The sequence below is a fragment of the Nodularia harveyana UHCC-0300 genome (assembly GCF_034931085.1).
Taxonomy (GTDB): Bacteria; Cyanobacteriota; Cyanobacteriia; order Cyanobacteriales; family Nostocaceae; genus Nodularia; species Nodularia harveyana.
On sequence record NZ_JAYGHG010000016.1, the window covers coordinates 48,782 to 62,446 of the forward strand.

Annotated in this window: 13 protein-coding genes; 8 read left to right on the top strand and 5 right to left on the bottom strand. The window is 41.1% G+C overall.

Features of this window, described 5'->3' with window-relative positions:
* The first annotated feature begins 20 nt into the window (after nt 1-20).
* The gene (gene ftsE, locus VB620_RS11375) at nt 21-767 is read left to right on the top strand and encodes a cell division ATP-binding protein FtsE (RefSeq protein ID WP_323196263.1); all 747 of its coding nucleotides are present in this window, start codon (nt 21-23) and stop codon (nt 765-767) included.
* Nucleotides 768-1,030: 263 nt separating this feature from the next.
* Here the strand turns inward: ftsE and VB620_RS11380 are convergent, their stop codons facing one another.
* Nucleotides 1,031-1,792, bottom strand: a complete 762-nt coding sequence (locus tag VB620_RS11380; RefSeq protein ID WP_323196264.1) for an armadillo-type fold-containing protein — start codon at nt 1,790-1,792, stop codon at nt 1,031-1,033.
* 227 nt (nt 1,793-2,019) lie between these two features.
* On the opposite strand from VB620_RS11380, the gene VB620_RS11385 reads away from it, so the two are divergent.
* On the top strand, nt 2,020-2,973 hold the full coding sequence (locus tag VB620_RS11385) for an alpha/beta fold hydrolase (protein ID WP_323196299.1): 954 nt from the start codon (nt 2,020-2,022) through the stop codon (nt 2,971-2,973).
* 103 nt (nt 2,974-3,076) lie between these two features.
* On the opposite strand, the gene VB620_RS11390 is transcribed toward VB620_RS11385, so the two are convergent.
* Complete coding sequence (locus VB620_RS11390) at nt 3,077-3,610, bottom strand: DUF4330 domain-containing protein (protein WP_323196265.1); 534 nt, start codon at nt 3,608-3,610, stop codon at nt 3,077-3,079.
* Nucleotides 3,611-3,811: 201 nt separating this feature from the next.
* On the opposite strand from VB620_RS11390, the gene VB620_RS11395 reads away from it, so the two are divergent.
* Nucleotides 3,812-4,666: a M48 family metallopeptidase gene (locus VB620_RS11395; RefSeq protein ID WP_323196266.1), complete on the top strand. Its 855-nt coding sequence runs from the start codon at nt 3,812-3,814 to the stop codon at nt 4,664-4,666.
* Nucleotides 4,667-4,685: 19 nt separating this feature from the next.
* On the opposite strand, the gene VB620_RS11400 is transcribed toward VB620_RS11395, so the two are convergent.
* The gene (locus VB620_RS11400; protein WP_323196267.1) at nt 4,686-5,444 is read right to left on the bottom strand and encodes a metallophosphoesterase family protein; all 759 of its coding nucleotides are present in this window, start codon (nt 5,442-5,444) and stop codon (nt 4,686-4,688) included.
* Nucleotides 5,445-5,675: 231 nt separating this feature from the next.
* On the opposite strand from VB620_RS11400, the gene VB620_RS11405 reads away from it, so the two are divergent.
* The 3 genes from VB620_RS11405 to dcm all read left to right on the top strand — a co-directional run bounded on the left by VB620_RS11405 (nt 5,676) and on the right by dcm (nt 8,564).
* A complete protein-coding gene (locus VB620_RS11405) occupies nt 5,676-5,960 on the top strand; it encodes a DUF2470 domain-containing protein (protein ID WP_323196268.1) in 285 nt (94 codons plus the stop codon).
* Between the two features lie 215 nt (nt 5,961-6,175).
* Nucleotides 6,176-7,210: a restriction endonuclease gene (locus tag VB620_RS11410; RefSeq protein ID WP_323196269.1), complete on the top strand. Its 1,035-nt coding sequence runs from the start codon at nt 6,176-6,178 to the stop codon at nt 7,208-7,210.
* 52 nt (nt 7,211-7,262) lie between these two features.
* Complete coding sequence (gene dcm / locus VB620_RS11415; protein ID WP_323196270.1) at nt 7,263-8,564, top strand: DNA (cytosine-5-)-methyltransferase; 1,302 nt, start codon at nt 7,263-7,265, stop codon at nt 8,562-8,564.
* A gap of 12 nt (nt 8,565-8,576) precedes the next feature.
* On the opposite strand, the gene VB620_RS11420 is transcribed toward dcm, so the two are convergent.
* Nucleotides 8,577-9,371 (bottom strand): Tab2/Atab2 family RNA-binding protein, encoded by a 795-nt coding sequence (locus VB620_RS11420; protein ID WP_407674199.1) that lies wholly within the window; start codon nt 9,369-9,371, stop codon nt 8,577-8,579.
* A gap of 26 nt (nt 9,372-9,397) precedes the next feature.
* Here VB620_RS11420 and VB620_RS11425 point away from each other — a divergent pair, with 26 nt between their 5' ends.
* The gene (locus VB620_RS11425) at nt 9,398-11,209 is read left to right on the top strand and encodes an ABC transporter ATP-binding protein (RefSeq protein WP_407674200.1); all 1,812 of its coding nucleotides are present in this window, start codon (nt 9,398-9,400) and stop codon (nt 11,207-11,209) included.
* A gap of 156 nt (nt 11,210-11,365) precedes the next feature.
* Here VB620_RS11425 and VB620_RS11430 read toward each other — a convergent pair whose 3' ends face one another.
* On the bottom strand, nt 11,366-12,121 hold the full coding sequence (locus VB620_RS11430) for a YebC/PmpR family DNA-binding transcriptional regulator (protein ID WP_323196271.1): 756 nt from the start codon (nt 12,119-12,121) through the stop codon (nt 11,366-11,368).
* Between the two features lie 173 nt (nt 12,122-12,294).
* Here VB620_RS11430 and VB620_RS11435 point away from each other — a divergent pair, with 173 nt between their 5' ends.
* The gene (locus VB620_RS11435) at nt 12,295-13,584 is read left to right on the top strand and encodes an ABC transporter substrate-binding protein (RefSeq protein ID WP_323196272.1); all 1,290 of its coding nucleotides are present in this window, start codon (nt 12,295-12,297) and stop codon (nt 13,582-13,584) included.
* Nucleotides 13,585-13,665: the final 81 nt, after the last annotated feature.

A 13,665-nucleotide genomic window follows, 5' to 3' on the forward strand; every position in this document is an offset into this window, starting at 1 on the left:
GATGTGAGGAAACTTTCGTAATGCCAGTATCAATAACCCCAAAGACTACGGACAAATCTATCAACACGGCAGAAGACAATAATCAAAGTCATGGTAGCACTAAAGCTGCAATGGTACAGTTGCGCTCGGTGACAAAAACCTATGGAAATGGCTGTGAGGCTTTATTAGATGTGAATCTAGAGGTCAAAAAGCAAGAATTTTTATTTATCACAGGGCCAAGTGGTTCGGGGAAATCAACTCTATTAAAACTGTTGTATGGTCAAGAATTACCAACAAAAGGTGATGTAGTTGTAGATGGCTGTAATATCAGGACTTTGCGGGGCGATCGCCTGTCCCGATTACGGCGACGTATTGGGATTGTATTTCAAGACTACAAATTGATTCCCCAGCGAACGGTGGCGGAAAATGTCAAGTTTGTTTTAGAAGCTCAAGGGTATACTCGTCAGGAAATTCACCGACGTTTAGAACCAACTTTAAGGCTAGTAGGTTTACTGACTAAAGCTGATTGTTTTCCCGATCAACTTTCTGGTGGAGAACAACAACGAGTCAGCATTGCTCGTGCTATTGTCGGTACGCCTCCTTTACTTGTGGCTGATGAACCCACAGGAAACCTTGATCCTGATAATTCTTGGCAAATCATGCAGATTCTGCAAAAGTTAAATACCTTTGGCGCAACTGTAATTGTGACTACCCACGATGAACAATTGGTGCGTCGGTGCAATCACTCAGTTGTGCAAGTGCGGAATGGTAAGATTTACCGACATTGACATACTCCCCGCCCTAAAAGTGCGGAGATTCTGGGTTCAAACAACAGTTGCAGGCATAGCCAGTCTTACACCATCTCGCCCAACAGACAATGCCCTGCCTGTTCCCACTACTATATCAGAAAGCCGTCCTAGAAGGCGATGCACTGAGCAGTTCGACAGGCTCACTGTAACACCTGTCGAAGTGACGGGGCTTTAAACCCATTTTTTTGGTAAAAAGTAGCGATCGCCAAGGAGGTGGGGAAAGAAACAGATTTCCCTACTCCCTAAGAAATGGGAACCTTTAACTTTGTCGATAAAGGTGTGAAAGCTGTAACTTGGCTGGATGGGAGCGATCGCCAGCTATCCCAAGCTTGTAAACTTTCTAAAGCCGCATCTCTGATCACCGTTTCCTGTTCTTGACTGAGTAATAGTTGCAAGCACTGCACAACATCTTGCTGCACCTGAGAGTCAACTCGCTGACTGGTGACTATTTTAGCTAATTGTCGAATGGCAATCAAACGCTTTAAAGGATCTTCTGCCGTTAAATTAATCAATAACTGATCCAAGTTTTTCTGCTGTTGGTTGCCGTAAAAACTGACAATTTGCCACATCAATAAAACTAAAGTTAATAAAGTTGCCAAACCTTGCACGATCGCACCGGCGGCAATCCAGGAACTTGTGGAATCCACCCAAATAGCAGCAGCCATGTATGTGCTAATAGTAGCAATACCACCACTAATTACTGCCAAGGCTAAACGAGAATTGGGACTGTTTAAAAACTGATAAATTCGGGATAAGCGCAATTGCCAATCCCATTTTTGCATTGAATAAACTAATAACATTACCCCAACGCCAAACATCAGTGCCAATAACAGTTTCCAGTTCCACAGCAGCATGGCGACAATAACTGTGAAAAAGCCCAGAATGCCTCCCGGCCCAGATAAAGGCTTGAAGGTGCGATGCTTTGGGCTTCCTGTCTTGTTTAAAAGCGACCAGTGAGGACTCTCGTTGATCAGTTGCTGCCAAGAAAATGAAGCCTTTGCCATAGTGTTTCCTTACTTAATTACAATCATTACTAATGTATAAGAATAACTGGACCGGGGAGAGAAACAGCCATTTGTTAAATGTTAATCTCACGGAGGCCAGAGGTGCATAATCATGGTTTCGCCGATAATTATAATTGTCGGAAGTTGACATTCCACAGGTTGGTGCTTGGGGTGAAAGCAACTCTCCGTTATCTCCAGTCAGGATTACAGAAATTCAATTAATACTTATGTTTCAGCCACCAGGATTTGCACAACGCTCCATAATTACCTCACTAGGTAAGATGGTTTATTATACTGCTACTAGCTCACCTTGGCAGGAGGATTTAAGCGAACAAGATGAGAAGGAGACTTTGGTATTCCTCCACGGCTTTGGTGGGGGGTCTTCTGCTTATGAATGGTCGAAAGTTTATCCGGCTTTTGCGGCGAAATATCGGATTCTCGCACCAGATTTAATTGGTTGGGGTAGGTCGGAACATCCAGTCCGTAACTATACGATTGATGATTATCTGACGACGATTCGGGAGTTTCTCCAACAAACTTGTACAGGGCCTGTGAGGGTGATCGCTTCTTCTCTAACTGCGGCTTTGACAATTCGGGTGGCGATCGCCTATCCCGATTTATTTCAATCTCTAATTCTCATCACACCAGCCGGACTATCCGATTTTGGTCAAGACTACTCCCGCAGCGTTTTCGCCCAGATAGTTAGCGTTCCGATTCTGGATCGGTTACTTTACAGCACTGGAATTGCCACAAGTGCAGGTATTCGGAATTTTTTAGAACAACGGCAATTTGCCCAACCTAATCGCATATACGAGGAAATTGTGGCCGCTTATCTGGAATCAGCCCAACAACCAAATGCTGAATATGCCGCCCTGTCTTTTGTTCGTGGCGACTTATGTTTTGATTTGTCTCTATACATTCAACAGTTGAAAACTCCCACTGCAATTATTTGGGGACAACAATCAGAATTTACTGGACCCGAAATTGGTCGTCGTCTTTCCCAGAAGAACCCCGAAGCCATCCGAATCTTTCAACCAGTGGAAAATGTAGGATTAACGCCTCAGTTGGAACTCCCAGCTGTAACTATTGGGTTAATTCGGCAATTTTTACCAATGCTGGATTACATCAGGGAACAGGGATCAGTGAACAGTGAACAGGGAACAGTGATCACGCCGATTTAGTCAGGGATTTCCACCCAATTAATTCTCTGGACTGATAACTGATAACTGATAATGCCCAGGGCTAGCCTCAGAAATAGGATTTAGGGGCTAGCTTTCTTTGCAACTATTTATCTAAGACTCTAATATCAATAACGCTAGAATTGAAGTTGTAGTTAAAACCTTCTAATTCAAAAGTTGTACCAATTTTAACTTTATTATTACCTAATACTGGTCCACTGTCGGTCACTTGGGCTTTACCCTCCAGAGTTAACAGCATATCTGTACTAAAGTTGTTTGCTCTCGGATCTGGTAATTCTTTAACGGAACCATCAGGTTGGGAAACTGTTAAAGTACGAGGTAAGACTTGAATAGATTTAATGCCAATTTGTCCGTAGGGTTGATTGCGGATAATCACGTTAGTTTTACCACCTTTGGTAAATCCTTGAGCAAATAACCGTTCGGGATCGCGGATATTTAGACCACGAACTATTAAATCTACCTCTATGGGTGAGGTTGTACTCCCAACTTGGGCTACAGAACCACTAGGTCCCGGAACAACAAATATACCAATCATCACTAGTAGAATAACTAGTACAGCACCGAAGTCAAGAAGATTAATTTTACCGAACAAGCGACCTTTGGAATCTAAAATAGCCATACACAGTTTTCCTAGAGATAAGCGGAATAATTGATTTTAGCAATAAGTTTTGTCAGCAACAGGAGAAGTTGCTTTAGTTGATCACTGGTGAGGAGTAAATTTAGCAAAACAATACTGGTATACAAGGTGCTTTTTTAGCCAATAATGCAACTTAGAAGCATCGAAATACGTCTAATTATTTAACCTATTAACCTGATAACAATGAATTGGAAAAGCTTTTTGGCAAATCATCATAGTTTACGGCGAAAGTGGTTTCATCCATTAATTTCAGTAGTAGTGGCTGTGAGTTTGTGCCTAACTACATCTCTACCGGGAAAAGCCTTTGATATCCGGTCTCTTCTTTTCCAGGGAATACAGATAATTCAGATGTCTAATTTATCGGATCGCCAGGAGGTTGATCTGGGTAAGCAGATGAATCAGCAGTTGCAAAGTGGTGATATTAAATTTAGCCGCAATTCTCAAATTAATCGCTATGTGGACAAAATTGGTCAGCGCTTGGTAGCTAATAGCGATCGCCCCGATCTTCCCTTTACCTTCCAAGTCGTTGAGGATGATAGTATTAATGCCTTTGCGACTTTGGGGGGTTATGTCTATGTCCACACAGGTTTGATGAAAGCCGCAGAAAATGAAGCGGAATTAGCTAGCGTGATCGCCCATGAAATTGGTCACATTACTGGTAAACACTTAGTACAACAGATGCGGCAAAGAGCGCTGGCTAATGGTGTAACTTCTGCCGCAGGTTTAGATCGCAATGCAGCTGTAGGAATTGGTTTAGAATTGGCTCTCAATCGTCCCCGCAGCCGTAAAGATGAATTTGATGCGGATAATCGAGGATTGAGAACGTTGACAGAGGCTGGTTATGCACCGGCGGGTATGGTTTCCTTTATGCGGAAGTTGATGCAAAAAGGTGGTTCTATGCCGACATTTTTAAGTACTCACCCCGGTACAGGCGATCGCATTAATGCCCTCCAAAGTGCGATTAATGCCCAAGCTAGCAATCAGCGTGATGGGTTAGATAATGTAGCTTATCGAGCTAACATCCGCCCCATACTTTAGCTGAAATGCCAACCATTAGCTATGCTCGCTGTTTATCGCCGCGAGCTGCTCTTTTCGGCGGCTTCACCATCACCACCCCTTCAGCTAAGGGTAAAGAGCGGATAGCATTAGTAAAAACATTGACTTGATAAATTAAGTTATTTGTAATATCCAATCCAGTTAACCAGCCACTACGGATATGATAAGCGCCAGTATCTATATCTAGCCATCCTTGACCTTGTACCAACATCCCAGGAGGAACGCCAGGGAAGGTAAAAGTAATAGTATGTCCGATGATTATCGTCTTATCAGAAAAGTATGGTTTCTCGATGCTATGGAATTCATCACGTATCCAGCAAAATTGCTTGGCAGTTTGCTCTGCTAAGGGTATCCGAGGATCAACGCCAGCATGAGTTAACCAAAAATCTCCCAAATCCAGGTACAGGGGCAAAGTTTTCAGCCACTCCAGATGTTCTTGAGGAATAGAAGCGTCCTTATAACTAGCTAAAGTTGCTTGCCCTCCAGTATACAGCCATGCTTGCATCGCCGGTGTAGAAAGCTTATTGTCAGTCACAACCTTTAACAACATCTGCTCATGATTTCCCAGCAGACACCAATAATTATTATCTTTGACAAAATCAATTACATCTGAGCTTTTAGGGCCACGATCAATTAAGTCTCCCAAAAAATATACTTGATCTTCTGATCCGGGGGCGATCGCCTCCATCAGTTTCATCAAACCTTCATAATGACCATGGACATCCCCAATCACAATTCGACGTTGACTAGTTTCGAGCATCGGCTTTTAGCTTGAATAGTTGGGCTACACTTGCAGTTGCTGAATTTCCGCAAAGAGACATAAACGGCATTTGACAAATTTTACTTTGATCTTAATTTAATTTTTACTTTAGTTGTGAAATCATCCGGTTTAGATACGGAAGTTTTTGGTGATAATTTCCCCACCTGCAAATTTTGGACAAATTAGCGTAAAATTGTGCTAACACTTGCATAATTGGTCTCTAATAATACCATGCCTGATAACTTCTCTGCTGAAATTAGCTCACGCATTTGTACACACATGAACGAAGATCATGCTAGTGCAGTAGTTCTTTATGCCCAGGCTTTTGGGGGAATTACAGATGCGACCAGCGCAGAAATGCTATCAATTGACGCTGAGGGAATGAATTTGACAGCACAGGTAAATACAGAAACTGTGCCAGTGCGGATTGAATTTGATCATGTTTTAGTAGACTCAGAAGATGCTCACCAAACTCTGATTGCAATGGTCAAGCAAGCACGGGTTAAATCCCAGTAATAATGGTATTGGTTAAGCTCAAACCATAGTTTATGTCTGGTCAGGTTGAGTAACTATACTAAAATTTTAATAGTCAATTTTAATACGCAGTAATAATCTTGACTCTCGAAGACAGTGATTATGATTAAAGAGAAATCATTAACTAACTGTTTCATGGAAAGAAACAGCAGTAGCTTCGGGTTAGCCAATCAGCCTATTAGCATAACACATTGATTATGTTGAATCCAGTTTATCAGAGAAATGTTGAGGATTTACGTAAGTTAGCCTCTATGTTTTGGCCTTCAGAGTTATCAAAACAAGAAGCCGAACTGAGTGTAATTCCCAAACTTATAGAAACGCAAGACCAATTTATTGCTATTTTGAGTGTTAGTGTATCTAATTTAGACGGAATATTTCAAATTATTGAATCTTCTAGCCTCCCAGCAAATCTATTTTTGAAACATTTGCTTGTTTTAGCTGATTTTGGGGGTGAAATGATTCACCGATTAAATAGTCAGTTTGAATCAATATTTCCGGCTAGAAAGTTAGACTATTTATGGGATACAGCAAGTTACTCTTATAGTTTTAAAGTTTTGCCTGTCCAGGGTCAACTCAACAATACTAAACTTGGTATAACTGGCAAAAAAATCCTGGAAGACCAACCTCTTTCCCAATTGCACAAAGACATCATAGCTTTGATTTTGTTTGGTAGTAATTCGACAAACGAAAAAGTTTCAGAAATCCTAGTAAAATGTGAAATTGGTAACTACATAGGTAGAACAGATAAACTACAACAATTTATTAAACAAAGATATATATGGGTTAGTCGGATTACTGCTGGTTCCCAATCAAATAGTTTAGGACAAATTACTCAAACTTTTGTAAAAGAATATTTAGAAAATCACCTTAATCTTCCAAATGTTAATATAAAAGCAAATGGACAGATACCAGGAATAAGTCATACTGAAGATCATAATCCGACAACATTTGATATTGTACTTTCTAAAGAGAATAAGTATGTAGCTATAGAAATCAGCTTTCAAGTAACTACAAATAGTGTGATTGAGCGAAAAGCAGGACAAGCAAAATCGCGGTTTGAGCAAATTGAAACACTTGGATATAAAATAGGTTATGTCCTCGATGGTGCTGGTAACTTTCAGCGAGAAAACGCTCTCAGGATAATTTGTTCATATAGTCATTGTACAGTGGCATTTTCTCGTGAGGAACTTGATGTATTTTGTGATTTTTTAAACGACTATTTTCTAGATTAATAAATGGGTTTAATGTTTAAAGAATAAACTTACATAATAAATAATTTAAAAGATGCAAAAAATTAGGTTCGTTGACTTATTTTCAGGAATAGGCGGAATTAGATTAGCCTTTGAACAAGCAGCTAATTCCTTAAATATAGAAAGTGAATGTGTTTTAAGTAGTGAAATCAATACAGATGCTCAATTCGTTTATGAAACTAACTTCAATCATAAGTCATTAGGTGATGTCCGATTGATAGATAAACTGCCAGAACATGAAATTTTATTAGCTGGTTTTCCCTGTCAATCATTTTCTCATGCTGGGAAAAAAGAAGGTTTTGGCGATACACGAGGTACACTATTTTTTGAAATTACTAGGTTACTTGATACATATAAACCACAAGCTTTTATTTTTGAAAATGTCCGAGGAATTTATAGTCATGACCAAGGTAAAACTCTAGCAACTATTAAACACGAAATTAAAAAAAGAGGTTACAGCTTTGATGCTTTTTTGCTCAATAGCGCAAACTTTGGTTTACCACAAAACCGTGTCCGAATCTATTTAATAGGTATTCTAAATGCCACACCTGCGTTTGATTTGATGTCAGATGTGGGACCGAAAGATTCCCATACTTATAATCCGCAACAAATGTCTTTGTTTCATAAACCAAAACCACCTGCAACTGTTGTTGATATTTTAGAAAATAATCCTAGTAGTAAATATGATTGTTCTCCAGCATTTATTAATGCTTTAAAACGGATATTTAACAATGATTTAAATCGCTTGCATGGCGTGAGACTAATTGATTATCGCGGAGGAAACTCTATTCATTCTTGGGAATTAGGACTGCGTGGTGAATGTAGTGGAGAAGAAATTGCATTGATGAACCGTTTCATATTAAAAAGACGGAATAAGGAATTTGGTAAAGAACAAGATGGTAAGTTATTAACTCAGGAACAAATAGCTAGTTTTTGTGATTATCCTAATCTTCGAGAAGTGTTAGACTCACTAGTTGCTAAAAAATATCTTAAACTGATTAATGGAAAGTACAAACCTTTATCTGGTAATTTTTCATTTGAAGTTTATAAATTCGTAGATCCAAATAAAATTTCAGTAACCTTAGTTGCCAGTGATGCAAATAGGTTAGGGGTGTATCATAATCAGCGAGTGCGACGACTAACTCCCCGTGAAGCAGCAAGGTTACAAGGTTTTCCAGATAGTTTTTCACTTCATCCCAATGATGATAAAGCTTACCACCAACTTGGAAATTCGGTAAGCATTAATGTAGTTAAAGCTGTTGCGGAACAAGTGTTAGTAAAAATGTTGTCTTATGGTCAACCAAAAACAGAAAAAATTGAGGAATTTGTGAGATAAAAAATCTGTAACCTATTTTTCTGTCTGTAATAACCAAAAGCCTGTAGAAGTCATTCCGGAATCATCGGGTTGGACTAGCAAAAAGTGTAATCCTCGGCTTTGTTGTTGGCGCTGTTGGTAATTTTTCCCAACCGCAGCCACATCTGCATCTTCAAAGGTCGCCACGACCCATCTCTCTACTAAACCAGCTTCTAATATTAAACCATTTGGCTCGCCGGGTATGTAATTTAACGCAACTGGATGTGCTGCTTCCAACCATTTAGCTAAACGCAGAGATTGTCTGCCACCATAGATAATTACACCGGGAACCGAGACTGTGGAAGCTAAACCCAGATTGATCGGTTGCAAAGATTCTGGTATAGATAAAATCGGTATCGGGCGTTCGGCAAACACATCTATAAGTTCACCTGCGGGGAGTGTCGCAAACCGCCACTGTTCTCCCCAGAGGTTTTCGGGTAATGGTGTTGGGGCTGGTTTATCTAGGGCTAAGGGATATTGCTTATCTTGTAACCACTGTTTTAACGCTAAAGTCTGGCGGGTGGGTTGAACATGAATATTTAATTTACTGGCGGCTGCTTGAATTAAACTCAAAGACTGGGGGCGAAATACCTCAATGATATCTGGTAATTTATGACTAGCGGCTAGCTGAATTTGAGTCCCAACCCAATCAGAATTTGCAGCGGACTGGGGACAGGTGGCTGTGTATTCAAAACTACGAGTTGCATCACAAATCAACAATTCCCATAGAATTTGTCCAGATGTATCCTGTACGGGACTACGATAAAAGTCAACTTGCCAAATTTGCATAATTTTATACTTTTATAAAAATCAGAATGAAGAAGATAGGAAATACTCTGCGCCAGTCATTGGCTGTGTTTCGCTATAGCGGAAGGGCTATGAGTTTGGTATGGAATACTAGCCAGATTTTGACGATTATTCTTGCTACTTTAACTTTAGTGGCGGGTCTTTTACCAGCTGCGATCGCCTATATTGGGAAGTTAATTGTGGATGGGGTAGTTTTGGCTGCTGAAGTTGGTGATGGGAATATTACCCAACCCTTATTATATGTCGGGTTAGAAGCAGTGGCGATCGCACTTCTCGCAGGTAGTCAACGAGGCATTTCTATTTGTCAGTCATTGTTACGAGTATTACTAGGACAAAAAGTAAATGTACTGATATTAGAAAAAGCCCTCACCCTAGACTTGCGCCAATTTGAAGATTCCGAATTTTATGACAAACTCACAAACGCCCGCCGAGAAGCCTCAGTCCGTCCCCTTTCCTTAGTAAATCGCACCTTTGGCTTAGTCCAAAACGCCCTAGCCCTAGTTACCTACGGTATTTTATTGGTAAATCTTTCCGCCTGGGCAGTCATAGTATTAATTTTAGCAGCCATGCCCGCCTTTATTGGCGAAACTAAATTTGCGGGTCAAGCCTTTCGGTTATTTAGTTGGCGCGCCCCAGAAACCCGCCAGCAGCATTACATAGAAAATTTACTCGCCAGAGAAGACTATGCCACAGAAGTCAAACTCTACCAACTAGGAGAAACCCTACTAGAACGTTACCGCAATCTCTTTCGTCAACTATATGGACAAGATAGAGATTTGACCTTGCGGCGGGGTTTGTGGGGATATTTGCTAAGTTTAGTGAGTACATCTGCTTTTTACCTAGCTTACGCTTGGATTGTCATTGAAACAGCGATGGGAAGAATTTCTTTAGGAGATATGACCATGTATCTCACCGTCTTTCGCCAAGGACAGTCAACATTTTCTAATGTCCTCACCTCCATAGGCGGAATGTATGAAGACAACTTATATTTATCCAACCTCTACGATTTTCTAGAAGAAGAAGTTCCAAAATCCTGGGGTAATGCTATCAGAGGAATAAACTCTGAAGATGGTATCCGCTTTGAGAACGTATCATTTACTTATCCTGGAAGTACCCAACCGGCATTAACAAACATTTCCCTACATTTAAAACCGGGAGAAAAACTAGCCCTTGTCGGTGAAAACGGTTCCGGTAAAACCACCTTAATTAAATTACTCACCCGACTTTACACCCCAGATGCAGGAAGAATTTATTTAGACGGCTTAGACTTGCAAGAATGGGACGTAGATATATTGCGTCAACGTATAGGAGTAATTTTTCAGAACTTTGTGCGTTACCAATTCACCGTCGGCGAAAATATTGGCGTAGGCGACGTAAACAACTTAGAAAATCAACAGCACTGGGAAATAGCCGCCGAAAAAGGCATGGCGCAACCATTCATAGAGAAATTACCCCAAAACTTTCAAACCCAATTAGGGCGTTGGTTCAAAAGTGGACAAGAACTTTCCGGGGGACAGTGGCAAAAAATTGCCCTCGCCCGCGCCTTTATGCGAACAAAAGCCGATATTTTAGTATTAGACGAACCAACATCAGCAATGGATGCTCAAGCCGAATTCGACATATTCAATCATTTTCGCACCCTGACTAAAAATCAGATGGTCTTTTTAATTTCTCACCGCTTTTCCACAGTCAGAATGGCTGACAAAATAGTAGTTATCGAAAACGGTAAAGTTGCAGAACAGGGAACCCACGAAGAATTATTACAAACCGGGGGACGTTACGCAGAATTGTTTTATTTGCAAGCTGCGGGATATAAATAATTCGTAATTCGTAGTTCGTAATTCGTAGTTCGTAGTTCGTAATTCGTAATTCGTAGTTCGTAATTTGTAATATTACCTTCCTTCTTCCCTCTTCCTTCGTGTACTTTGCGTCCTTCTCCCAAAGGGAGAGGCTAGCGCCAACGTGGTTCATTCCTCCTAAACCAACAACTCCAAAACACTATCCGACATATCAAAATTAGCAGTCACATTCTGGACATCATCCAACCCCTCCAGAGAATCAATTAACTTGAGGAGCGATCGCCCTTGCTCAGAATCAACAATCTCAATATAATTACTAGGAATCCAGCGTAACTCCACATCATCCACCTGAAAACCACTATCCTTAAGTATTTGACTGAGAACCTCTAAATTTGACATCTCAGTAAACACCTCAGCCATATCATCCTCAGTCATCTCATAAAACTCAGCCCCACCTTCTAGAGATGCTTCCAAAAGCTGGTCTTCATCATTCACTCCTGAAACCACACACACACCCTTTTGGTCAAACATCCAGCTAACGCAACCAGTTTCACCCAGGTTCCCACCACATTTACTAAAAGCCCCACGTAAATCAGCCGCCGTGCGATTACGATTATCTGTCAGGGCTTCAATTAAAATAGCTACACCACCGGGACCATAACCCTCGTAGCGAATAGCTTCAAAATTAGCACCATCACCGCCAAAAGTTCCCGCACCTTTAGCGATCGCCCGTTCAATATTATCATTAGGAATATCCGCCGCCTTTGCCTTATCAATAGCTGTACGTAACTGAAAATTTAAGCTGGGGTCTGGTACACCACTTCTAGCAGCAATAATAATTGCTCTAGATAACTGGGCGAAAGTCTTGCCCTTTTTGGCATCTACTACCGCCTTCTGGCGTTTAATATTCGCCCATTTACTATGTCCTGCCATAATCTAAAATGATTAACACTTACTTAAAAGTTTAGGATATATGTAGTTTTTGCCGAGATGTAAAGGATAGCCTCTTGAACTGTGTAAAAATTACCTCAATTGTGCGATACCTGATGAAACGTTATGCACGGCTTTTTTTCATACCCCAGAAATTCAGGAGAAAAAGAAAGAACGTGCAGTACTACTTGAGAAGTTTATTCCTGTTAGTGGTAGTAGGCATACTAGCTTTAAGTGGATGTCAGACCATACGCACAGCACAAACAGATGTAATTCATCTGACTTTATGGCAAGGTGTAAATCCACCATCAAACCGAGATGTTTTACAAAAGCTTGTAGATAAATTTAATCAAACTCATCCGCAAATTCAAGTAGAATCTCTTTATGCTGGACAACAAGACCAGCAAACGCCGAAAATTTTAGCCGCAGTCGTCGGTAATGCCCCGCCGGATTTATTATGGTATAACCCCACCATTGCCGGGCAGTTAGTGGAACTACAAGCTTTAATTCCTTTAGATGAAAAGCTAGATAATTCCCCAGTCAAAGCCGAAATTGACCCGGCTTTATTTGAATCAATGGAATACCAGGGGAAAATTTGGTCTGTACCATTTGCGACCAATAATGTCGCTGTATATTACCGTCCTAGTTTGTTTAAAGCCGCCGGAATTACCGAATTACCCAGAACTTGGGTAGAGTTTCGGGAAGTTGCCCAAAAATTAACTCGTGATACCAACAACGATGGCAGCATAGATCAATATGGGATGTTTTTGCCATTAGGTAAAGGAGAATTTACAGTCTTTACCTGGCTACCATTTATGTGGAGTAGCGGTGGCGAATTGCTGAATGGGGAAGCACAGAATGCATCTGGGGTAATGTTACAAGATAATTCCGGTGCGATCGCCGCCTTAGAATTTTGGCGTAATCTAATTAACGATGGTTCCGCTCTTTTATCTAGCCCAGAAAGAGGCTATGAAACAGGTGATTTAATTGCCGGTAACGTCGCCATGCAAGTCACAGGCCCCTGGAGTCTGGGAGAATTTACCGATAGTGGTGTAGACTTTGACGTTTTTCCCATACCCGTTAATGAACAACCCGCCACCAGTATCGGCGGAGAGAACTTATTTTTGTTCAAAAGTACACCAGAACGAGAACAAGCCGCCTTTACCTTTGCCGAGTATGCCATGAGTGCAGACTTTCAGACAGAATTAGCATTAGGAACTGGCTACCTACCAATCAACTTGAAATCTCGCCAAGATGCACAATATCAGCAATTTGTCAAAGAACTGCCTCCAGTGCAAGTATTTTTAGACCAAGCCGAACACGGGCGATCGCGTCCCATCTTTCCCGGTTATAATCGGATCTCCGACAGCCTAGGCCGAGCCATAGAATCAGTATTGCTCAGTCAAAACACCCCAACAGAAGCCCTAAAAATCACCCAACAGCGCTTAGATTTAATATTCAAATAATCTCTTCTCAACTCCTCCTCTCCGCGCCTCTGCGTACGCCAGTTGCTCATGGGGGAAACCCCCAAGACCGCACTGGCTCCT

Coding starts and splice junctions, on each gene's coding strand:
- VB620_RS11395 (WP_323196266.1), top strand. CDS start 3,812: ATGAATTGGAAAAGCTTTTTGGCAAATCATCATAGTTTACGGCGAAAG.
- VB620_RS11405 (WP_323196268.1), top strand. CDS start 5,676: ATGCCTGATAACTTCTCTGCTGAAATTAGCTCACGCATTTGTACACAC.
- VB620_RS11400 (WP_323196267.1), bottom strand. CDS start 5,444: ATGCTCGAAACTAGTCAACGTCGAATTGTGATTGGGGATGTCCATGGT.
- dcm (WP_323196270.1), top strand. CDS start 7,263: ATGCAAAAAATTAGGTTCGTTGACTTATTTTCAGGAATAGGCGGAATT.
- VB620_RS11420 (WP_407674199.1), bottom strand. CDS start 9,371: ATGCAAATTTGGCAAGTTGACTTTTATCGTAGTCCCGTACAGGATACA.
- VB620_RS11430 (WP_323196271.1), bottom strand. CDS start 12,121: ATGGCAGGACATAGTAAATGGGCGAATATTAAACGCCAGAAGGCGGTA.
- VB620_RS11425 (WP_407674200.1), top strand. CDS start 9,398: ATGAAGAAGATAGGAAATACTCTGCGCCAGTCATTGGCTGTGTTTCGC.
- VB620_RS11380 (WP_323196264.1), bottom strand. CDS start 1,792: ATGGCAAAGGCTTCATTTTCTTGGCAGCAACTGATCAACGAGAGTCCT.
- VB620_RS11385 (WP_323196299.1), top strand. CDS start 2,020: ATGTTTCAGCCACCAGGATTTGCACAACGCTCCATAATTACCTCACTA.
- ftsE (WP_323196263.1), top strand. CDS start 21: ATGCCAGTATCAATAACCCCAAAGACTACGGACAAATCTATCAACACG.
- VB620_RS11410 (WP_323196269.1), top strand. CDS start 6,176: ATGTTGAATCCAGTTTATCAGAGAAATGTTGAGGATTTACGTAAGTTA.
- VB620_RS11390 (WP_323196265.1), bottom strand. CDS start 3,610: ATGGCTATTTTAGATTCCAAAGGTCGCTTGTTCGGTAAAATTAATCTT.